The following is a 20,707-nucleotide window of genomic DNA, read 5'->3' as shown; positions in this document are numbered from 1 at the left end:
AACCGCGTCAGGCGGCGCGGGCCAACTCCGATTCCCGGTACGCCGGGTAGTCGGTGTAGCCGATTTCGCTGCCGCCGAAGAAGCTCGGACGGTCGTACTCGTTCAGCGGCCAGTCGTTGCGGAAGCGCTCCGGCAGGTCCGGGTTGGCGATGAAGTGGCGGCCGAAAGCCACCAGGTCGGCGTCGCCCGTTTCCAGGATCGCTTCGGCCGATTGCCGGTCGAAGCCACCGGCGGCCATGATCACGCCCCTGTAGTGCTTGCGGATCAGCTGCGCGGCCAGCGGCGCTTGGTCCTTGGTCTCGTCTTCGATATTGCCGGCGATGCGAGGCTCGATCAGGTGCAGGTAGGCCAGCTTCAGTTGCGCCAGCTGCGCCGCCACGTAGCTGAACAGCCCTTCCGGATTGGTGTCCGACATGTCGCCCCAGCTACCGCTTGGGCCAATGCGCACCGCGACCTTGTCGCTGCCCCATACCGAGATCACCGCCTTGGTGGCGTCGAGTAGGAAGCGAGCGCGGTTCTCGAACGAGCCTCCGTAGATATCGGTGCGCCTGTTGCTGCCGTCCTGCAGGAACTGGTCGAACAGATAGCCGTTGGCGGCGTGCAGTTCGACGCCGTCGAAACCAGCTTCCTTGCCGCGGATGGCGGCCAGACGGAAGCTTTCGACCAGGCCTTCGATTTCAGCAATCGTCAGCGCGCGGTTCGGCGTGTTCGGCACCCAGCCTTCGGTGGTGTAGGCGACGCCGCCGTGCGGCACTTCGGACGGACCGACCGGGATGCTGCCGGCGGGCTGCACGTCCTTGTTAGACTGGCGGCCCGCATGGTACAGCTGAAGGAAGATCTTGCCGCCCTTTGCGTGCACGGCGTCGGTCACCTGCTTCCAGCCGGCGATCTGGCTGTCGTCGTACAGGCCGGGCGCGCCCAGGTAGCCGTTTCCGTTTTCAGCGGCGATGGTGGCTTCGCCGATCAGGAAGCCACCCTTGGAGGCGCGCTGCGCATAGTATTCGGCCATCAGCGGGCCGGGCTTGGCTCCGGCTTCGGCGCGCATGCGGGTCAGCGGCGCCAGCACCACGCGGTGGGAAAAGGTGTAAGGACCGACCTTTACTTCAGACATAAGCTTGAACATGATTTTCTCGATGAATATGAAATGAACAGGAGTCCAATGTAAGGGACGGGAAACGAAAGATAAATGGCCCGGGCGTCCCAAGATATCGGACAGATTCATCTACAATCGGTACTGATCGGCTCCCGAAAAACAAGCGTCATGAGGAAGATATGGATAGCCTGAGCGGCATTTCGATGTTTGTGACCGTGGCGGAGACGCGCAGCTTCACCAAGGCCGGTACACAGCTTGGTGTGTCGTCGTCGGCCGTCGGCAAGAGCATCGCGCGGATGGAGGAACGGCTGTCGGTGCGCCTGTTCCATCGCAGCACGCGCAGCATCACGCTCACCAGCGAGGGCATGCTGTTCCTCGAACGCTGCCGGCGCATCTTGAGCGAGGTGGAGGCGGCCGAGGGCGAACTGTCCGAGATGTCGGGCGCCCCGCGCGGGCGCCTGCGCGTCAGCACGCCGCAGCTGACGGGCCTCATCATGCCGACGCTGACCGGTTTCGCGCGGCAGTATCCCGACATCGCGCTCGACATCGACCTGTCCGAACGCATGGTCGACATCATAGAGGAAGGCTTCGACGCCGTCATCCGCACCGGCACCCAGCACGATTCAAGGCTGGCCTCGCGCCGCATCGGCTCGTGCAAGCAGGTGGTGGTGGTGGCCCCCGACTACCTGAAGCGGCACGGCACGCCGGCCCATCCGCGCGAACTGGCGCGGCACGCCTGCCTGCTGCACAAGTTTCCCGCCACAGGCCGCATCGAGCGCTGGCCCTTCAACCTGGCGGCCGACGAGCCAGAGCCGGAACTGAAGGAACATATGACCTGCAGCACCATCGAGGCCGTCACCTATGCGCTGCTGCAGGGCGAAGGCATCGCCTTCCTGCCGACCTTCATCGTCGCCGAAGAATTGAAGGACGGCCACCTGATCACCATCCTGGACGACTACATGGACCAGACGGTGACGTTCTCGATGCTGTGGCCCGCCAGCCGCTATGCGTCGCCGAAGCTGCGCGCCTTCATCGACTACGTGGTCCAGCACATGCGCATCTAGCCAGGCCGGACTAAGCCTGCTTGACGAACAGCGACTGGATCTCTTCCAACGCGTCGTCGATCGAGTAGTGCAGCGCCTTGGCCAGCAGGTCGAGCAGGATCAGCGCGTTGACCGTGCCGTCGCCGCTGCTGATGGCGCGCAGGCGGTTGGCCATCGCGCCGTTGACGCTCTGCAGCTCCTTGTAGCTCGCCTTCAGGCCGGCCAGTTGCCAGTCCGGCGCCCTGCCCTGCCGGCCGATGAAATACTGGGCCAGCAGATGCATGGAGGCGGCCCGGTAGATCGTCTCTTCCTCGGTCGCGAACGGCAGATGGAAATGCGCCATCGGCTTGAGGAAGGCCGTATGGGGACAGGCGCTCTCGGCCGCCAGCAGGCCCAGCAGCGAGCCTATCGCGCGCTGGACGGTGGTGTTGGTGGTCACGCTGCGCGCAGGCGTGTCGACCCGCACCGCGACCTCGTCGTAGGAGCACAGCGGCCCCATCCTGGCGATCACCTTGACGAATTGCAGCGCCATCGGGCAGCGCGGCGTGGTGGCGCTGGAGAGCGGACAGTTGGGACACTGGCTGTGTTCCAGCCGCGTCCAGTCGGGCAAGAGCGCGTCATCGGCAACGGCTTGCGGTCCCGCCTCGATCGTTTCGGCGCGGCCGTCGGGAAAATGAAAATGGTAGCTCACAGCGGGCATGCATCCCCCTTAAGTAACATCAAGCTTCGCACATCCGTTCCACCTCCGCCAGCAGTTCTTCGTTGCCGAACGGCTTGCGCAGGATGCCATGGGCGCCCAGGGCCAGCGCTTCGCGCAGACGCTCCTCCGAGTCGGCCGAGACCACCAGCGTCCTGACCGGAGCGGACGAGCCGGCCTGGCGCAGGAAGCGCAGGACCGCCATGCCGTCCAGGCCGGGCATGCGCAAATCCAGCGTCATCACCGCCGGCTTGAAGATCGACAGCATGGCTCCGGCCTCGAAGCCGTTGGCCGCCAGCGCGGTCTCGAAACCCGCCTGGCGCAGCACGCGCTCTATCGCGTGCGCCATCGCCGGCTCGTCGTCGACGATCAGCACGCGCCTGGGCAAGGCCGGCGCCGATCCGTCCGGAATGTTGTGCTCACGCATAAACCGGCGCAATTCCTCGCCCAGCACGCGCTTGTCCCCCCTGCCCGGCAACTTATAGGCCTGCAGCAAGCCGCGGTCTATCCAACGCGATACGGTCCGGAAGTTGACCCCGCAAATACGCGCAGCCTCACCCGTGGTCAGTACCTCCGCCATCCTCGTCTCCTTTTTGCACACTGTCCGTTAAGTCCTGTTTGACAGGATAGTCAGGTTAGACTAAATTGGCAATAGTCAGTTTCCATATGGAAACTTCCAAGCAAAGAGGGAACACCATGAACACGCCGAGCACATCGCAAGCCCCATCCGCCAACTGGGCCGACAAGCAATATCTGGTGATCGACGATTGCGCCAGCATCCGCCAGCTGCTGCGCGAGAGCCTGCGCGGCATGGGCGCAAAGCACATCGACCAGGCATCGGAGGGCTGCGAGGCGCTCGCCCTGCTCGTCAACAAGCGCTACGACGTCGTCCTGTGCGACTACCACCTCGACGGCGCCAAGAACGGCCAGCAAATCCTGGAAGAGGCGCGCAGCAAGAACGCCCTCATGCCTAGTTGCATATTTATCATGGTGTCGGCCGAGAAGAGCGCCGATTCGGTGATGGGCACCGCCGAACACCAGCCCGACGCCTACCTGATCAAACCCATCACGGAAGGCATCTTGACCACCCGTTTGAACCGCATCTGGCAAAAGAAACAAGTATTCAAGAAGATCGACCTGGCCTATTTGAAAAAGGACTACGCCGGCGCCGCCCTGCTGTGCGACTTCCAGATCGCCGGCAATCCCCTGTACGAAAACGACTTGCTGCGCATGAAGGCCGGCCTGCTGCTCAAATGCGGCCAGCGCGACAAGGCCGGCGCGATCTATGAACAGGTATTGCGCGACCGCGACTTCAGCTGGGCCAAGGTCGGCCTGGCCAAGATCCGCCTGCTGGAAGGCGAATACAGCGTGGCCTGCCAGATGTTCCAGGAGGTGATCACCGAAAACCGCCTGTATCTCGACGCCTACGACCAGCTCGCCGCCGCGCACAAGCAGCTGGGGCAATCGGAGCAGGCGTGCAACGTGCTCGAACGCGCCGCCAAGATTTCACCCAATTCCGTGCACCGGCAAAAGACGCTGGGCGAAGTCTCGCTGAGACTGGGCGACGTGCCGCTGGCCGAGAAGGCCTTCCGCAAGTGCATCAGCGTGGGCGAACATTCGGTCCATAAAACGGCGGATCCCTATTTTGGCCTGGCGCGGGTGTGCGGCCTCAAGAAAGCGCCCAAGGAGGCCATGCAGATACTGGAGACCGTGCAAAGGAAGTTTTCAGGCGATGTGAGCCAGCTTCGCGCCAGGATCACCGAGGGGCTGGTGTGCCTGGACAACGGCGACGACCAGCAGGCCATCGTCATCGGCCAGGAACTGGAAGCGATGCTGGCCAGCGCCAGCGCCGCCAGCCTCCCCGACCCCAACACCTGCCTCGATATCGCGACCTTGCTGTTCGAGGTCGGCAACAAGGAGCCTGCGATCAAGCTGCTGTGCCACATTATCCAGAACAACGATGACGACAAAGCCATACGCGACGAGGTACAAAAAGTCTTCAACTACGTGCACATGGGTGACGAGGGCACTGCGCTGATCGCGGCCGCGCGCAAGGAGGTGTCCGATATCATGAACAACGGCGTGCTGCTGTGGAAGACCCACAGGCTGGATGAGGCGGTCGACTGGATGCGCGCCGCGCGGCTGAAGTTGCCCGGCAATTTACGCGTGTTGCTCAATACGGCGCAAATCCTGATCTCGCACCTGCAAAAGCACGGCTACGATGCGGCGCTGGAAGCCGAGGCGGTCAGGGTATTGGCTGAGGTGGACAAGACGGCGCCCAACCAGCGCCGGCACAACGAACTGACCGAGCAGCTGACCGCGCTGGTGCTGGACACGGCCGACCTGGAGGCGCAAGCAGCCATATCGCCCTGACCCACAGTCCGCCCGCACAAATAAAAAAGGCTCCCTTGCGGGAGCCTTTCCTATTTGTTCTGGCGGAGAGGGTGGGATTCGCCTACATCCCGCAGGCCGCCCTCGCGCGAGTACGCGCGAGTCTTCGAATCCCACACGCGAGCGGTGCTCGCTCCTCTCCGCCAGAACAAATAAAAAAGGCTCCCTTGCGGGAGCCTTTCCTATTTGTTCTGGCGGAGAGGGTGGGATTCGAACCCACGGTAGGGTCGCCCCTACGCTTGATTTCGAGTCAAGTACATTCGACCACTCTGCCACCTCTCCTGATGGTACATTTCTTTCAGCAGCGTTATGTGGCGGAGAGGGTGGGATTCGAACCCACGGTAGGGTCGCCCCTACGCTTGATTTCGAGTCAAGTACATTCGACCACTCTGCCACCTCTCCGTTTTCCCACCGGCTGCTGCGAGAAGGCAAGATTATAGCAGGCCGTTGGGAAAAGGGAAGGAGTATTTACGCCTTCAGATGCGTTAATCCGCCCATGTACGGACGCAGCACCGCCGGGATCTCCACCGAACCATCCGCCTGCTGGTAGTTTTCCAGCACGGCGACCAGCGTGCGGCCGACCGCCAGGCCAGAGCCGTTCAGGGTGTGCAGCAGTTCCGGCTTGCCCTGGGCGTTGCGGAAACGCGCCTGCATGCGGCGCGCCTGGAAGGCTTCGCAATTCGACAGCGACGAAATCTCACGGTAAGTGTTCTGCGCCGGCAGCCACACTTCCAGGTCATAAGTCTTGGTGGCGCCGAAGCCCATGTCGCCGGTGCACAGCGACATTACGCGGTACGGCAGGCCCAGGCGTTGCAGGATGGTTTCCGCATGGCCGACCATCTCGTCCAGCACCGCGTACGAGGTGTCCGGATGCACCACCTGCACCATCTCGACCTTGTCGAACTGGTGCTGGCGGATCATGCCGCGGGTGTCGCGGCCGTAGCTGCCCGCCTCCGAGCGGAAGCACGGCGTGTGCGCGGTCATCTTCAGCGGCAGCGTGTCGGCGGCAACGATCTCGTCGCGCACCAGGTTGGTCAGCGTGACTTCCGAGGTCGGGATCAGGTAGAAGTTCTCGCCCTCGCCTTCGGCGCCGCCTTTTTTCACCGAGAACAGGTCGGCTTCGAACTTCGGCAGCTGGCCGGTGCCGCGCAGCGAATCGGCGTTGACCATGTACGGCGTGTAGCATTCGGTGTAGCCGTGCTCGTCGGTGTGGGTGTTCAGCATGAACTGCGCCAGCGCGCGGTGCAGACGGGCGATGCCGCCTTTCATGACCGAGAAGCGCGAGCCGGTCAGCTTGGTCGCGACATCGAAGTCCAGGCCCAGCGGGCCACCGACATCGACGTGGTCTTTCACTTCGAATTCAAAGGCGCGCGGCGTGCCGACTTTACGCACTTCGACGTTGCCCGCTTCATCCGTCCCAACCGGGACCGATTCGTGCGGCAGGTTGGGAATCGCCTGCATGAAATCGGCCAACTTGGCCTGCACGGCGGCCAGCCCCGTTTCGTTGGCCTTGAGCTCGTCGCCCAGACCGGCCACTTCCGCCATCAGGGCGGTGGTGTCTTCGCCCTTGCCCTTCATCATACCGATCAGCTTGGACTGCGAGTTACGCTTGCCCTGCAGCTCTTCGGTGCGCGTCTGGATCGCTTTGCGTTCGGCTTCGAGGGCGTTGAACGCGTCCACATCGAGCTGAAACTTGCGGGTCGCCAGGCGCGCGGCGACGTTGGCTATGTCTTTACGGAGAAGTTGGATATCAATCATGGGAACAAATGCCGTTGTATCGAAAACGTCAATTGTACCAAGAGGATGCCACTTCCTTGCGAGTTTTGAACAGCCCGCCGGCTGGCGGAATTACAGGGCTGCTTTTTCGGCGGCGGTCAGGCGCTTGGCAGTCACGGTGACGACTTGCATCTTGGCGGTCGACACGGCGACTTTGGCGGCTGGCGCGACCGGAGCGACGGGAGCGTCGGCGGCAGTGGCGAAACTCGTGGCGGCGGCCAGTACGGTAGCGGCGACGAAGATGATTTCCATGTTTTTAGCGATGTTCATGATGTGCTCCTTCAGGTGGTTGGTTTCGGTTACTTACTAAGGCTGCTTGGTATGGTTGTACTGTACCTAAAGGCCGTATGGGCAGCCACCGGCAAGCGACGAAACGCCGGAAACGGCGTCTGAAGTGCAAAAAACGGGTGGGAAATGAAATATTCAGGCGGCGCGATGCACCAGCTCGCCCAGCGTGGCGATGGCCGCCCCCACGCGCGGGCTCCAGGCGTTGCCGCAGTTGAGGCGGATGTAATTGCCGTGCTTGCCGGAGGCGGAGAACAGCTGGCCCGGCATGAAGGCCACGCCCCGCTCTATCGCCACGTGGTGCAGCGCCAGCGCGTCCACCTGCTGCGGCAGGCTGACCCACAGCACGAAGCCGCCCTGCGGCTCGGACACCGTGCACTCGTGCGGGAAGCTGCCGCAGATGGCGTCGGACATGCGGGCGATGCGCTGCGACAGCGCGCGGCGCATCTTGCGCAGCTGGATCTCGTAGGCGCTGCCGGTCAGGAAATCCGCCAGCACGGCCTGGAAGAAGTGGCTGTTGGCGCCGCTGGACACCACCTTCAGCAAGGCGATGTCCTGCGCATAGCGCCCCGCCAGCACGTAGCCGACCCGCGCGCCGGGGCTGACCGCCTTGGAGAACGATGAGCACAGCATGACGTTGCCACTGGTGTCGTAGGCCTTGACGGGCCAGGGCCGCTGCGGCGTAAAGCACAGGTCGGTATAGACGTCGTCCTCGATCAGCGGAATGTCGTGGCGCGACAGCAGCGCAGCCAGCCGCTGCTTGTTCGCCTCCGGCATGACGCAGCCCAGTGGATTGTTGGCGTTCGGGATCAGCAGCACGGCCCGCACCAGGCCGGCGTTCAGCGCCACCTCCAGCGCGTCGATGGACGGGCCGGTCTTCGGATGGGTCGGGATCTCCAGCGCCTTCATGCCCAGCGACTCGATCAGCTGCAGCAGCACGAAATACGTGGCTGATTCGATGGCGATGGTGTCGCCGGCCCTGGCCACGGCGCGCAGGCACAGGCTGATCGCCTCGGTGCAGGAGCCGGTGACGACGATTTCGCCGGGGTCGATCCGTCCCCAGTCCAGCGCGCGGCGCTCGATCTGGCGGCTGAAATCCGGGTGGTTGGTCTCGTAGCAGCTGACCGTGCTCAGCAGGCTTTGATCGCGCCGGGCGACGGCGGCCACGGTCTTTTGCATGCGTTTCAACGGCAGCAGTTCGTCCACCGGCCACGCCGAGCCCAGCTGCACGACGCCGGGGTCCTCGTTGGCCTTCAGTATCCGCATCAGCAGGTTGTTGATGCCGACATAGGCCGGCTCCTGCAAATGCCCGGCATCGGGCATCACCGCCATCATGCGCTGGCGGTGGCGCACGTAGTAGCCGGCCTGCGGCTTGGCGTCGACCAGGCCGCGGTCCTCCATCAGCCGCAGCGCCTGCATCACGGTGCTGACCGACAGCCGCTTCTGCTGCGCCAGGTGGCGGATCGACGGCAGGCGGTCGCCCGGCGCGAACACGCGGCTGGCGATCAGGCCGCCCAGCTCGTTGGCCAGATGCTCGTACAGGTTCAGTGAGGTGGACATTTTGTTATTGTGCGCCCGCCCCGCCCTGCCGCGACAGGTACAGCGACCGCAAATTTCGACCATGACAGTTTAGCCAAAACCGCTTTGTGACGGTAACAATTTCGTTTTATTGCATCTGTTATGGTCGGCCGCCGCTGCGTATTCTGCTTGCATGATTCACCACAGCAGGAGGCAGCCATGCAACCGGAATTACTCGCAGTATCGCAGGGCCAGGCGGAATACCGCCTGACGGAAAACCATCCACTGCGGATCGCCCACGCGGCGGGCCGCTATGTCGAATGCCTGGACGGCACCGCCTGGATCACCGCCTACGGCGAAAACACCGACTTCATGCTGCGCCAGGGGCAATGCTTCGAGGTGCCCAACAACGGCCTGATGCTGATCGACGCCGCCGGCTCGGGCGTGGTGCGGGTGCGCCTGCCGGCCGACACCGAGGTGCCGCATGGATGGGCCGCCTTCAAACATAAATTCGCCACTGAACTGCACGGCTTGCTGGCTGTAGGATTTCACCTACGCAACTAATCGTGCGCCATGAAATCCTCGGACTATGTACGATACGTCAACAATACAGACACCCGAGGAGAATAGTTTGAAAACACCATTTCTGAAAATCGGCGCCATCGGCGCCCTGATGATTGCCGCAGCAGGCTGCTCGACCATGGGCGGCCCGCCGAAGGATGAGGCACCGCCACCGGCCAATCCGGCCTTTGCCGGCGAGATGGCCAAGTTCAACGCCCAGTTCCCGAACGACAAGGCGAGCAAGTACGAAGAGATCTCGATCAACTACAACAAGGCGCAGAAACTGGACGAGCGCGGCAACTGCCACGACATGTCCAAGTATCCAGTGGTAATCATCCTGACGCTGGACGCCAGCGGCAAAGTCGTAAGCAGCACCACCGACGTCGAAAACAGCAAGGCCGCGTGCTTCCGCCAGGCCTACGCCTCGGTGCAGCTGCCGGCGCCGCCGTTCGCTCCGTACGTGAAACCTATCCGCCTGCGCTAATCAATCAGGCCGCCGCGTTTTCCTCGGCGGCTTCGTCGTTGTCGGCCGGTTTTTCCAGCCATCCCATCACCAGTTGATTGAACCGCTCGGGCTGGCGCAGCATCGGCCAGTGGTCGGTGTTGAAGGCCACAACCTTGCAGCCCTCTTTTTGCGCCAGCTTGTCCGCCCATGCGTCCGAATGGAACATGAACGGTTTCCTGGCGCCGAAAATGAACAGCATCGGCACCTTGGGCACGAACGGCACCAGCGAACGGTAGGAACCGGATTCGCCAGCGGCGGCGATGTAGTATGGGAAGTTCATCTTGGCGCTGATGAATTCCTTCGGCGACGGCACACCCAGGACGCGCGCCATCGTGCGCGTCATGATGTTGCCGATCGGCCCGCCGATGGCCCAGGCCAGCGCCAGCGTGCCCTGGTAGCCGTTGACCATCAACTTTTGCGACAGCGTGCGCGAGCGCTGCACAGCCTTCGACTGCGCATCGCCGATGTCGACGCCGATGATGGCCGACACCGCTTGCTTGTTGCGCATGTAATATTCGTAGCCAAACATGCAGCCCCAGTCATGCAGCATCAGGATTACCTTCTGCTTCTGGCTGACGCTGTTGACGACGTACGAGATGAAGCGGATGGTGCCGTCCAGCGAATACGAACGGCGCGGCTTGGTGATGTCGAACCCCGGCAAGGTGAAGCGCACGCAGCGATAGCGCTGCTTGAGCTCCTCCACCTGCGCGTCCCACACGCGGTGGGTGTCGGGCCAACCGTGGATCATCACGATGGTCTCGGTGCCCTCGCCTTCAATATAGACCTCGATTCCATCGACCTTTATCACCTGCTGCATACATTCCTCGTCTAGCCAGCTTCATCAATGCTCAATGCTCCATCTTACAACATCTGCTCGCTGGAAAAGGTGTCGATCATGCCGACCACTTCCGACAATTGCTCGATCTGCGGGAAATGGCCGGCCTCCGCCACCGTCGCGAATCTTGCGCCGGGCATGCTGTCGCTGAGGCGGCGGCCATAGTCCACATCCACGATGCGGTCGCTGACGCCCCACACCACCAGCGCCGGCACCGGCATGCGCGCCAGCCGCGCCTGCAGGGTCGGATCGTGCATGAACGGCTGTCCCGCATAGACCTTCAGCGTGGCATGGTTGGCGGCCATGACGGCGGCCGCCTCCGGCGTGGCCGGCGCCAGCGAATATCGTTGCGGGTCGTGGAAGACATGCGCCGCGCGCTCGGCAGGCGGCAGCTTGACCGGATTGACGATCTCCCCGGCGATGCCGACAGCGTTGAGCAGCACAATGCCCGCCACCCGGCCCGGTTCCAGCAACGCCATCTCGGCAGCGATCCAGCCGCCGACGGAATTGCCGATGACCACCACATCCTTCAGCTCCAGCCTGGCGATCAAGTCCACGTAGGCCCGCGCCAGGTCGCCGACACTGGCCAAGCCTTCGGGCCTGGGTTCGCCATTGAAACCGGGATGCGTCGGCGTGAGCACGCGCGCCTTCGTCGCCAGGGCCGCTGCCAGCCCGGCGACGGATCCCGGTCCGGCGCCGCCATGCAGCAGCAGGAAAGCGCGCCCCTGCCCCTGGTCGCTCACCGCAACCGTCACCTTGCCATCAAGTAATTGCAAATTCATTGTGCCTCCTTGGAAAATATATAAACATATTTATATAAATATACTTACATGTCAACCGATTCTTGACAGCGGCACCCCGATATATAAATATGTTGATATGACTATTTCCCTCGAAGCCCTTGGCCTGCTGGTCAAAAAAGCCCAGCACCGCCAGCACCGCGCGCTGGAAGCGCAACTTGCTCCGCTGGGCGTGAGCCTGGTTCAATGGAACGCGCTGCGCGAGATCGACCGGAATCCCGGCAGCACCATGCACGGGCTGGCCGAGCTGACGTTCAATTCGGACCAGGCATTCGGAACGCTGGTGACCAGGCTGATGAAGATGGGATTGGTCGAGCGCCGCCCGGGCCTGGGCCGCGCCATGATACACACGCTCACGCCCGAAGGCAGCGCCAAGCTGCACCAGTGTCAGCAAGTCGTGCCCAAGGTCACCAGCCAGAATTTCGCCCCGCTGTCCGAGGCCGACCGCAAGGAGTTGTCGCGCCTGCTGACGATGCTTGTCGACAGCGAGCGGTAAGCCCTACTTGCCGGCGTCCTCGTCAAGCTTGCGCAGGAAGGCCATCTTGTCGGCGATCTTGCTTTCCAGGCCGCGCGGCACGGGCTGGTACCAGCCCGGTTCGCGCATGTCGTCGGGGAAGTAGGTTTCGCCGGCCGCATAGGCGTGCGGCTCGTCGTGGGCGTAGCGGTATTCGTGGCCGTAGCCCAGTTCCTTCATCAGCTTGGTCGGCGCGTTGCGCAGGTGGACCGGCACTTCGCGCGACTTGTCTTTCTTGACGAAGGCCATGGCCTGGTTGAAGGCGTTGTAGCCGGCGTTGCTCTTAGCCGCGATCGCCAGGTAGATCACCGCCTGCCCCAGCGCCAGCTCGCCTTCCGGCGAACCGAGGCGCTCGTAGGTGGCGGCCGCGTCGTTGGCCAGCTGCATCGCGCGCGGATCGGCCAGGCCGATGTCTTCCCACGCCATCCGCACGATGCGGCGCGACAGGTATTTGGCGTCGGCGCCGCCGTCGAGCATGCGGCACAGCCAGTAAAGCGCCGCGTCCGGATTCGAGCCGCGCACCGACTTGTGCAGCGCCGAGATCTGGTCGTAGAAGTTGTCGCCGCCCTTGTCGAAGCGGCGCGCGTTCAGCGTCAGCGCGTTCTGGATGAACTCGGCCGTGATCTTGTTGGTCTTGGCGGCGTTGGCCGCCGTGCTGGTTTGTTCCAGCAGGTTCAGCAGGCGGCGGCCGTCGCCGTCGGCATAGCCGATCAGCGTGTCGATGGCGGCGTCTTCGAATTCCAGATGCGTCAGCACCTTGGCGCGCGCCTTGTCGACCAACTGGCGCAGTTCCTCTTCGTTGAACGAATGCAGCACGTACACCTGCGAGCGCGACAGCAATGCCGAGTTGACCTCGAACGAAGGGTTCTCCGTGGTCGCGCCGATCAGCGTGACCAGGCCCGATTCGGCGTACGGCAGCAGCGCGTCCTGCTGCGACTTGTTGAAGCGGTGGATCTCGTCGACGAACAGGATGGTGTGCTTGCCCATGTCCAGGTTGTGCTGGGCCTGCTCCATCGCGGCGCGGATATCCTTGACGCCCGAGAACACGGCCGACAAGGCGATGAACTCGCACTCGTAGGCGTTGGCGGTCAGCCGCGCCAGCGTGGTCTTGCCCACGCCCGGCGGCCCCCACAGGATCATCGAATGCGGCTGGCCAGACTCAAACGCCAGGCGCAGCGGTTTGCCCGGCCCCAGCAGGTGATGCTGCCCGATGACGTCGTCCAGCGTCTTGGGCCGCAGCGCTTCGGCCAGCGGCTGGCGCGGTTCAGTGGAAAATAAATCAGCCATGGTCTTTACAATGGAAAAACGCCGCAGCGTCGCAGCTGCGGCGTCGGCGCCCGCGACTGCAGGTTCTTAATTATTGAATACGTCCGCGCCCTTCGGCATGACGAATTTAAAACTCGTCGCAGTCAGCGCAGGATTTTTCTCGATGCCCTTGAACGACAGCACCGAGGTCTGGCCGAAGGAATCCTTCAGTTCCATCGCTTCCGGCAAGCCGTTGCGCAGGCCGATGGTGATCTGCTCGAAACTGGTGTCCTTGGCTTTCGGCACGGCCTTCAGCCATTCCAGACCCTCCTTCGTGCCGCCTTCGGACAGCGTGAAGTTCTTTTCCAGGTCGTTGCTGCCGAACAGGATCGCCGCCGGCGACGAGCCCAGCGCGTCGCCCAGCTTCTTCACGGTGACCTGGTTCAGGTCCTTGTCGAAGATGTACAGTTTGTCGCCGTCGGCCTGCAGCACCTGGTCGTAGGGCTTGACGTAGGTCCAGATGAATTTGCCCGGGCGGGCAAACACGAAGGTGCCGCTGGCCGGCGTCGACACCTTGGGCGCCTCGCCGTTGGTGTTCTTGACCTGGCGCTGCGTGAACTCGCCCTTGGCGGCCTTGGTCGAGGCGACGAACGACTTGAACTGCTCCAGCGCGCTGGCCTGGGCAAAGGCCGCGGCCAACAGGCCGGCGGTCAGCATTGCCACATTCTTGAAACGCATCATACGGTTTATCCTTTTTTATTCTGCACTGGCAGCCGGCACCAGAATGTCGCGGTTGCCGTTCGACTGCATGGCGGAGACGACTCCGCTATTTTCCATTTGTTCCAGCAAACGCGCCGCGCGGTTGTAGCCAATGCGCAGATGGCGCTGCACCAGCGAGATCGACGCCCGGCGGTTCTTCAACACCACCTGCACCGCCTGGTCGTACATCGGATCGGCCTCGCCGCCGCCCTCGCCCGCCACGGCATCGCCGCCGCCGGCTTCGCCTTCCAGCGTGCCGCCTTCGAGGATGCCTTCAATATAATTCGGCTCGCCCGTGGTCTTCAGGTGCTTGACCACGCGGTGCACCTCTTCATCCGACACGAAGGCGCCGTGCACCCGCACCGGCAAGCCCGTGCCCGGCGGCATGTACAGCATGTCGCCCATGCCGAGCAGCGTTTCCGCGCCCATCTGGTCCAGAATGGTACGGGAGTCGATCTTCGACGACACCTGGAACGCGATACGGGTCGGGATGTTGGCCTTGATCAGGCCGGTGATCACGTCCACAGATGGGCGCTGCGTCGCCAGGATCAAGTGCAAACCTGCCGCGCGCGCCTTTTGTGCGATACGGGCGATCAGCTCTTCCACCTTCTTGCCGACCACCATCATCAGGTCGGCCAGCTCGTCGATGATGATGACGATGGTCGGCAGCTTTTCCAGCGGCTCCGGCGAATCCGGCGTCAGGCTGAACGGATTCGGGATGTGTTCTTCCTTCTTCTTGGCCTCGGCGATCTTGGCGTTGTAGCCGGCCAGGTTACGCACGCCCAGCTTGGACATCAGCTTGTAGCGGCGCTCCATCTCGTTGACCGCCCAGTTCAGCGCGTGGCCGGCTTGGCGCATATCGGTCACCACCGGCGCCAGCAGGTGCGGAATGCCTTCGTACACCGACATCTCCAGCATTTTCGGATCGATCAGGATCATGCGCACGTCGGCCGGGTCGGACTTGTACAGCAGCGACAGGATGGTGGCGTTGATGCCCACCGACTTGCCCGAGCCGGTGGTACCGGCCACCAGCAAGTGCGGCATCTTGGCCAGGTCGGCCACGACGGCCTTGCCGGCGATGTCCTTGCCCAGCGCCACGGTCAGCGGCGACGGATTGTCGTTGTAGACCTTGGAACCGACGATCTCGCTCAGGCGCACGATCTGTCGCTTCGGATTCGGCAGCTCCAGCGCCATGTAGTTCTTGCCCGGAATGGTCTCGACCACGCGGATCGACGTCAGCGACAGCGAGCGCGCCAGGTCGCGCGCCAGGCCGACGATCTGGCTGCCCTTGACGCCGGTGGCCGGCTCGATCTCGTAGCGGGTCACGACCGGGCCGGGATACGCGGCCACCACCTTGGCCTCCACGCCGAAGTCCGACAGTTTCTTCTCGATCAGGCGGCTGGTGAATTCCAGCGTCTCGATGGATACGGTTTCCTGCACCTCGGCCGCCTCGTCCAGCAGGGACAGGGCCGGCAGCTGGCTGTCGCCGCTCAGGTCCTGGAACAGGTTGGCCTGGCGTTCCTTCTCCACGCGCTCGGACTTGACCACGGTGACCACCTGCGGCTCGATCTTGACCGGCGGCGCCGCCACCGGATGCTTCTCGACGTGCTTGGCGCGCTCGATGACCACCACTTCCTCGCGCTTGACGGCGGCAACCTCGCCCTGGCGACGGTCTTCGCGATACTGGTAGCGCTGCACGAACCACTCGATGATCATCTCGATGCCGCCGCCGATGCGCTCGGCCAGGGTCAGCCACGAGACATGGAAGAACAGGCTCAGGCCCAGCCCGAACAGCAGCAACAGCAGCAGGGTCGCGCCGGTGAAGCCGAAGGCCACGTGGGCCGAATGGCCGATCAGCTCGCCGAGCACGCTACCCGAGGTGCGCGGCAGTTGCATATGGCTGGTCAGGGTGCGCAGGCGTAAGAATTCGAGGCCGACACTGCCGATAAACAACAGCACGAAGCCGATCGCGCGGATCAAGGGTTCCTGCGCGTGCTCCGGATCGGGTTCCCGGGACATCACGAACTTCTGAGTCAGCCCGCGATAGCCCTGCCACACGAGACGCAACAGGCAGAACGCCCACCACCAGGCCGAAATGCCAAAGATATACAGCAACAAATCCGACAGCCAGGCACCGGCGCGCCCTCCCATATTGACGACCTTGGTTACCACCGTCTCATGCGACCAGCCGGGGTCGACCTTGCTGTACGTGGCCAAAATCAGCACGAAATACAATCCCAGCACGGCCAGCGCCAGCCAGCGCGCCTCGGACAGCAGCCGAACCAGCCGGTTTGGCAGGGGCTGGCGCTCGGTCGGGGTGCGGGTATAGGCGGACGAGGCGCCCTGAGAACTGGCTTTTGGCAGTCGTTCCTGAACTTTTTTACTGCTCATAGGTATAAAGGTGTTGCAACGTTATCGGCCAGTAAATATTCACATGCGGCTATTCTAAGGCATATGGGACGGAACAGGCCCTTCGATTCATGCCGGGCCGCTGCTTGCACTATAATCTTGTATTGCCTGCGTGAATGCAATAGCGACTGCCCTACCGCCGCCCTTGCCGTGATCGCAAATGCCCCCAAATTCGGATTAATCCAACATATTTTTAAGAAGCCTTCCATGACCACTGCTAAACACGCTCGTGTACTAATCCTCGGTTCCGGCCCAGCCGGCTACAGCGCAGCCATCTACGCGGCCCGCGCCAACCTGAAGCCGATGCTGGTGACGGGTGTCGAGCAAGGCGGCCAGCTGATGACCACCACCGACGTGGAAAACTGGCCGGCCGACCCGATGGGCGTGCAAGGCCCGGACCTGATGCAGCGCTTCCTGCAGCACGCCGAGCGTTTCAATACCGACATCGTGTTCGACCACATCCATACGGTTAAGTTGCAGGAAAAACCGATCCGCCTGATCGGCGACAGCCATGAATACACCTGCGACACGCTGATCATCTCGACCGGCGCCTCGGCGCAGTACCTGGGCCTGCCGTCGGAGCAGGCGTTCATGGGCAAGGGCGTGTCGGCCTGCGCCACCTGCGACGGCTTCTTCTATCGCGGCCAGGAAGTGGCCGTGGTCGGCGGCGGCAACACCGCCGTCGAGGAAGCGCTGTACCTGTCGAACATCGCCACCAAGGTCACGCTGATCCACCGCCGCGACAAGTTCCGCGCCGAAGCGATCCTGATCGACCGCCTGAACGCCAAGGTCGCCGAAGGCAAGATCGTCATCAAGTACAACCACACGCTGCAGGAAGTGGTGGGCAACGACAGCGGCGTCACCGGCATCAAGATCCAGTCGACCGACAACGGCGCCGTCACCGACGTGACCGTGCACGGCCTGTTCATCGCCATCGGCCACAAGCCGAACACCGGCATCTTCGAAGGCCAGCTGGACATGCACAACGGCTACATCAAGACCAAGACCGGCACCGAAGGCATGGCCACCGCCACCAGCGTGCCGGGCGTGTTTGCCGCCGGCGACGTGCAGGACCACATCTACCGCCAGGCGATCACCAGCGCCGGCACCGGCTGCATGGCCGCGCTGGACGCGCAGCGCTACCTGGAAGGCCAGGAGTAAACAGTGGGACTGAAAGACTTCGCCGACCTCAAATCCCTGAGCAAGCAGCTCAAGGAACAGGCCGAGACGCGCGCCGCCGCCGAGGCGGAGCGCGTCAAGCAGGAAAAGACGCGGGCGGCGGAAGCGAATATCTTCCAGACCAGCCTGGGCGGCGTCAAGCGCATGCCGGTGTCGGACCGCTACGTGCCGTCGCTGCCGAAGTCGGCCGCCACGGCCGCCGCGCCGGCCCGCAAGCTGACGCAGGCCGAGGACGACGCGGCCGTGCTGCGCGAGTCGCTGTCCGACCTGTTTGAAGTCGATCACTACCTGGAAGACGATCCGGCGCTGAACTACAGCGCTCCGGGCGTCGGGCCGGACGTGATGAAGAAGATGCGCAAGGGCCATTGGCCGGTGCAGGACGAGCTGGATCTGCACGGCATGAACCGCGACCAGGCGCGCGACGCGCTCGGCGCCTTCCTGACCCGCTCGGCCCAGCGCAACCACCGCTGCGTCTGCGTGATCCACGGCCGCGGCTTCGGTTCGCGCGGCCAGGAGCCGGTGCTCAAGTCGATGGTGCACAGCTGGCTGGTGCAAAAAGAGGTGGTGGCGTTCTGCCAGGCGCGCAACAACGAGGGCGGCGAAGGCGCGTTGATCGTTTTGCTGCGTGCCGCGCTGCAACCGCAACGCTATTAATTCCCAGCGAGAAACAATCCCACACGGTGACTGTTTGTCATGTTAACCTACGGACATCATCACTTTGTCCGTAAGCCTACATGAAGCACGTCCCGGTTCCGCACGTTTCCCTGATCACCGTCATCGAGATCGTGGCTATCCTGGTGGGGGCGTTTTCGGGCTTCGTCGAGGCGCGCCGCAAGAAGATGGACGTGGTGGGCGTGTTCACGGTGGCCTTCATCACCGCGTTCGGCGGCGGCACCCTGCGCGACATCCTGCTCGACCGGCGCCCGCTGTTCTGGGTCATGCACCAGGAATACGCGATCCTGATCTTCATCCTGGCGCTGGTGGCCTCGCCGCTGATGCGCACCTTGCGCCAGATCCTGTCCGAACGCCTGATCGTGATCGCCGACGCCATCGGCCTGGGCCTGTTCGCCGTGGCCGGTGTATCGCAGGCGCAGGCAGCGCACATGCCGCTGTTCATCGCCTCGATGATGGGCGTCATCACCGGCATCTTCGGCGGCGTGCTGCGCGACATCGTCTGCAACGAAGTGCCGATGGTCTTCCGCGACGGCAAACCCTACGCCATCTGCGCCTTCTTCGGCTGCTGGATGTACATCGGCCTGCAGTACACCGACGTCTCCGACGACTTCGCGCTGTGGGCCAGCGCCGCGTTCATCACCATCCTGCGGCTGGTGACGTGGAAGTTCGAGCTGCACCTGCACTACCACAAGAACTAAACAGGCAGTCTTTCCTCGGCGCGCAAGGTCAGGACCTGCACGCCGTTGTGGGTCACGGCCACCGTATGCTCGAACTGCGCGGACAACTTCCCGTCTGTCGTCACGACCGTCCAGCCGTCATCTTCGGTGTGAACGGCGCGACGCCCCTGGTTTAGCATCGGCTCGATGGTGAACACCATGCCCTCCCGCAGCACCAGTCCGGTTTGCGGCTTCCCCCAGTGCAGCACTTGCGGAGCTTCGTGCATCTCGCGACCGATGCCGTGTCCGCAATACTCCCTGACGACCGAGTAGCCGTTTCGCCGGGCGTGACGCTCGATGGCATGGCCCACATCGCCAAGCCTGGCGCCTGGGCGGACCGCTTTGATGCCCCGCCACATGGCTTCATAAGTCACCTGCACCAGCCGCCTGGCCAATGGCGACACTTCGCCGACGAAATAGGTTTTGCTGGAGTCGGCGATAAATCCGTTCTTTTCCAGCGTGATGTCGAAATTCACGATATCGCCGTTCCTCAGGATATCCGCCGGCGACGGAACGCCGTGGCAAACGACGTGGTTAGGCGAGGAGTTCAGCGCGAAGGCAAAGCCGTACTGTCCCTTGCTCGCGGGACGCGCATCGAGTTCATTGACGATGAAACTGTCGACCATGTCATTCACCTGCATGGTGGACATGCCGATCAGACTCAATTGGTCCAGGCGAGCAAATACACTCGCCAGCAGCTTGCCCGACTCCGCCATCAGCGCGATTTCTTCCGGCCGCTTGGTCATGTCAGAGCCCCCCTGACAGCCTGGGCGTCCACGCCGGCGGCCCTGAGTTCCCGCACAACGATCTCGTTGAAAGCCAGCGTAGGATTCATTTCGCACAGCATGCCGATCTTGATCCAGAAGGCGGCTTGCGCATTGATTGATCGGCAGGCCACGGAACTCGCCTTGCGTATCTGGTCGTGCAGCTCATCGTCGATGTTCACAATGCCCATATTTAATCCTATATACGAAACGTATACGAATCATATACTCATCTGGCGCAAACGCGCAAGGGGACGGAAATGCCCTCGACTATGAGAAAATTTGTTTTTTTGCATTTTAGGGGCGCCGCCATGGCTGACTACTCAGACCAGTTCACGATCACCAGCATCAGCGCACTAGAGGGTTTGTTCGACGCGCCCGCCGCCGCGTCCGTCTCCAAGGAGGTCGCGTTCATCCATCCGCATTACGGGGCGCTGATCAAGGCTTCGCCATTTTTCGTGCTGGCCACCAGCGGCCCGCATGGTCTCGATGCATCGCCGCGCGGCGATGCGCCCGGTTTCGTGGTGGTGGAAGATGAGACGACGCTGCTGATACCCGAGCGTCGCGGAAACAATCGCATCGACAGCCTGCGCAATATCGTCGAGGACCCGCGCGTCGCGTTGCTGTTCCTGATACCCGGTCATGGTGAAACCCTGCGCGTCAACGGCCGCGCAAGCATAGTGGTCGCGCCGGACTTGCTGGAACGTTTCGCGGTCGATGGCAAGACGCCGAAGTGCGTCCTGGTGGTGAAGGTTGAATCCGTGTTCTTCCAATGCGCCCGCGCCATCCTGCGTTCGCATCTTTGGGACGCCGCGTCGAGCCAGCGCGACAGCGAACTGCCGAGTGCCGGAACCATCCTTGCGGCACTCAGCGGTAACGCCATCGATGGCGCGCAATACGACAGGCAATTGCCCGAACGTCAGCGCGCCACCCTTTACTAAC

The 20,707-nt window shown here is 62.9% G+C and carries 22 protein-coding genes and 2 tRNA genes; 9 read left to right on the top strand and 15 right to left on the bottom strand.

The annotated features are described in order from the left end of the window. Window positions 1-7: 7 nt before the first annotated feature. Entirely contained in the window at window positions 8-1,123 is a 1,116-nt protein-coding gene (locus tag ACSQ3S_RS11620) for an alkene reductase (RefSeq protein WP_436142441.1), read from the bottom strand. Between the two features lie 149 nt (window positions 1,124-1,272). On the opposite strand from ACSQ3S_RS11620, the gene ACSQ3S_RS11615 reads away from it, so the two are divergent. After that, entirely contained in the window at window positions 1,273-2,157 is an 885-nt protein-coding gene (locus ACSQ3S_RS11615) for a LysR substrate-binding domain-containing protein (RefSeq protein ID WP_436142440.1), read from the top strand. 10 nt (window positions 2,158-2,167) lie between these two features. Here ACSQ3S_RS11615 and ACSQ3S_RS11610 read toward each other — a convergent pair whose 3' ends face one another. Both ACSQ3S_RS11610 and ACSQ3S_RS11605 read right to left on the bottom strand, forming a co-directional pair. Then, on the bottom strand, window positions 2,168-2,836 hold the full coding sequence (locus tag ACSQ3S_RS11610) for a DUF6901 family protein (RefSeq protein ID WP_436142439.1): 669 nt from the start codon (window positions 2,834-2,836) through the stop codon (window positions 2,168-2,170). Window positions 2,837-2,855: 19 nt separating this feature from the next. Next, window positions 2,856-3,413: a response regulator gene (locus ACSQ3S_RS11605; RefSeq protein ID WP_176653734.1), complete on the bottom strand. Its 558-nt coding sequence runs from the start codon at window positions 3,411-3,413 to the stop codon at window positions 2,856-2,858. Window positions 3,414-3,529: 116 nt separating this feature from the next. Between ACSQ3S_RS11605 and ACSQ3S_RS11600 the strand changes: the two genes are divergently transcribed. After that, entirely contained in the window at window positions 3,530-5,206 is a 1,677-nt protein-coding gene (locus tag ACSQ3S_RS11600) for a response regulator (protein ID WP_436142438.1), read from the top strand. A gap of 210 nt (window positions 5,207-5,416) precedes the next feature. On the opposite strand, the gene ACSQ3S_RS11595 is transcribed toward ACSQ3S_RS11600, so the two are convergent. The 5 genes from ACSQ3S_RS11595 to ACSQ3S_RS11575 form a co-directional block, all read right to left on the bottom strand. After that, window positions 5,417-5,506: transfer RNA gene (locus ACSQ3S_RS11595), tRNA-Ser, on the bottom strand. Window positions 5,507-5,536: 30 nt separating this feature from the next. Beyond that, a tRNA-Ser gene (locus ACSQ3S_RS11590) sits at window positions 5,537-5,626 on the bottom strand. Window positions 5,627-5,692: 66 nt separating this feature from the next. Further along, entirely contained in the window at window positions 5,693-6,982 is a 1,290-nt protein-coding gene (gene serS / locus ACSQ3S_RS11585; protein ID WP_176653732.1) for a serine--tRNA ligase, read from the bottom strand. Between the two features lie 90 nt (window positions 6,983-7,072). Next, complete coding sequence (locus tag ACSQ3S_RS11580; RefSeq protein WP_176653731.1) at window positions 7,073-7,270, bottom strand: hypothetical protein; 198 nt, start codon at window positions 7,268-7,270, stop codon at window positions 7,073-7,075. A 153-nt stretch (window positions 7,271-7,423) separates the two neighbouring features. Further along, complete coding sequence (locus tag ACSQ3S_RS11575; protein WP_436142437.1) at window positions 7,424-8,845, bottom strand: PLP-dependent aminotransferase family protein; 1,422 nt, start codon at window positions 8,843-8,845, stop codon at window positions 7,424-7,426. 177 nt (window positions 8,846-9,022) lie between these two features. On the opposite strand from ACSQ3S_RS11575, the gene ACSQ3S_RS11570 reads away from it, so the two are divergent. Together ACSQ3S_RS11570 and ACSQ3S_RS11565 are read left to right on the top strand one after the other, a co-directional pair. Beyond that, complete coding sequence (locus tag ACSQ3S_RS11570) at window positions 9,023-9,367, top strand: DUF2917 domain-containing protein (protein ID WP_176653729.1); 345 nt, start codon at window positions 9,023-9,025, stop codon at window positions 9,365-9,367. A 67-nt stretch (window positions 9,368-9,434) separates the two neighbouring features. Next, a complete protein-coding gene (locus ACSQ3S_RS11565) occupies window positions 9,435-9,848 on the top strand; it encodes a hypothetical protein (RefSeq protein WP_176653728.1) in 414 nt (137 codons plus the stop codon). Between the two features lie 4 nt (window positions 9,849-9,852). On the opposite strand, the gene ACSQ3S_RS11560 is transcribed toward ACSQ3S_RS11565, so the two are convergent. Both ACSQ3S_RS11560 and ACSQ3S_RS11555 read right to left on the bottom strand, forming a co-directional pair. Next, window positions 9,853-10,686, bottom strand: a complete 834-nt coding sequence (locus tag ACSQ3S_RS11560) for an alpha/beta fold hydrolase (protein ID WP_436142436.1) — start codon at window positions 10,684-10,686, stop codon at window positions 9,853-9,855. 44 nt (window positions 10,687-10,730) lie between these two features. After that, complete coding sequence (locus ACSQ3S_RS11555; protein ID WP_436142435.1) at window positions 10,731-11,486, bottom strand: alpha/beta fold hydrolase; 756 nt, start codon at window positions 11,484-11,486, stop codon at window positions 10,731-10,733. Window positions 11,487-11,583: 97 nt separating this feature from the next. Here ACSQ3S_RS11555 and ACSQ3S_RS11550 point away from each other — a divergent pair, with 97 nt between their 5' ends. Further along, on the top strand, window positions 11,584-12,000 hold the full coding sequence (locus ACSQ3S_RS11550; protein ID WP_176653725.1) for a MarR family winged helix-turn-helix transcriptional regulator: 417 nt from the start codon (window positions 11,584-11,586) through the stop codon (window positions 11,998-12,000). Between the two features lie 3 nt (window positions 12,001-12,003). On the opposite strand, the gene ACSQ3S_RS11545 is transcribed toward ACSQ3S_RS11550, so the two are convergent. The 3 genes from ACSQ3S_RS11545 to ACSQ3S_RS11535 form a co-directional block, all read right to left on the bottom strand. Beyond that, entirely contained in the window at window positions 12,004-13,305 is a 1,302-nt protein-coding gene (locus tag ACSQ3S_RS11545) for a replication-associated recombination protein A (RefSeq protein ID WP_176653724.1), read from the bottom strand. Window positions 13,306-13,371: 66 nt separating this feature from the next. After that, complete coding sequence (gene lolA, locus ACSQ3S_RS11540; RefSeq protein ID WP_176653723.1) at window positions 13,372-14,004, bottom strand: outer membrane lipoprotein chaperone LolA; 633 nt, start codon at window positions 14,002-14,004, stop codon at window positions 13,372-13,374. 15 nt (window positions 14,005-14,019) lie between these two features. After that, on the bottom strand, window positions 14,020-16,413 hold the full coding sequence (locus ACSQ3S_RS11535) for a DNA translocase FtsK (protein WP_176653722.1): 2,394 nt from the start codon (window positions 16,411-16,413) through the stop codon (window positions 14,020-14,022). Window positions 16,414-16,638: 225 nt separating this feature from the next. Between ACSQ3S_RS11535 and trxB the strand changes: the two genes are divergently transcribed. The 3 genes from trxB to ACSQ3S_RS11520 all read left to right on the top strand — a co-directional run bounded on the left by trxB (window position 16,639) and on the right by ACSQ3S_RS11520 (window position 18,983). Then, window positions 16,639-17,592 (top strand): thioredoxin-disulfide reductase, encoded by a 954-nt coding sequence (gene trxB, locus ACSQ3S_RS11530; RefSeq protein WP_176653721.1) that lies wholly within the window; start codon window positions 16,639-16,641, stop codon window positions 17,590-17,592. A gap of 3 nt (window positions 17,593-17,595) precedes the next feature. Continuing rightward, window positions 17,596-18,264 carry a Smr/MutS family protein gene (locus ACSQ3S_RS11525; protein ID WP_413448158.1) on the top strand — a complete coding sequence of 223 codons (669 nt, stop codon included), beginning with the start codon at window positions 17,596-17,598 and terminating at the stop codon, window positions 18,262-18,264. Window positions 18,265-18,344: 80 nt separating this feature from the next. Beyond that, complete coding sequence (locus ACSQ3S_RS11520; protein ID WP_176653719.1) at window positions 18,345-18,983, top strand: trimeric intracellular cation channel family protein; 639 nt, start codon at window positions 18,345-18,347, stop codon at window positions 18,981-18,983. Here the strand turns inward: ACSQ3S_RS11520 and map are convergent. Together map and ACSQ3S_RS11510 are read right to left on the bottom strand one after the other, a co-directional pair. Beyond that, a complete protein-coding gene (gene map / locus ACSQ3S_RS11515; protein WP_436142434.1) occupies window positions 18,980-19,747 on the bottom strand; it encodes a type I methionyl aminopeptidase in 768 nt (255 codons plus the stop codon). The genes ACSQ3S_RS11520 and map overlap by 4 nt on opposite strands. Next, on the bottom strand, window positions 19,744-19,956 hold the full coding sequence (locus ACSQ3S_RS11510) for a ParD-like family protein (RefSeq protein WP_176653717.1): 213 nt from the start codon (window positions 19,954-19,956) through the stop codon (window positions 19,744-19,746). The genes map and ACSQ3S_RS11510 overlap by 4 nt, the downstream gene beginning before the upstream one ends. A gap of 120 nt (window positions 19,957-20,076) precedes the next feature. Here ACSQ3S_RS11510 and ACSQ3S_RS11505 point away from each other — a divergent pair, with 120 nt between their 5' ends. Then, a complete protein-coding gene (locus ACSQ3S_RS11505; RefSeq protein WP_353402123.1) occupies window positions 20,077-20,706 on the top strand; it encodes a pyridoxamine 5'-phosphate oxidase family protein in 630 nt (209 codons plus the stop codon). Window position 20,707 lies beyond the last annotated feature (1 nt).

It is taken from the genome of Duganella sp. LjRoot269 (assembly GCF_964254095.1).
In the GTDB taxonomy this organism is placed as follows: Bacteria; Pseudomonadota; Gammaproteobacteria; order Burkholderiales; family Burkholderiaceae_D; genus Rugamonas; species Rugamonas hordei.
Note: the sequence above shows the minus strand (reverse complement) of the source record. Positions and strands in the feature narration are given on the sequence as shown.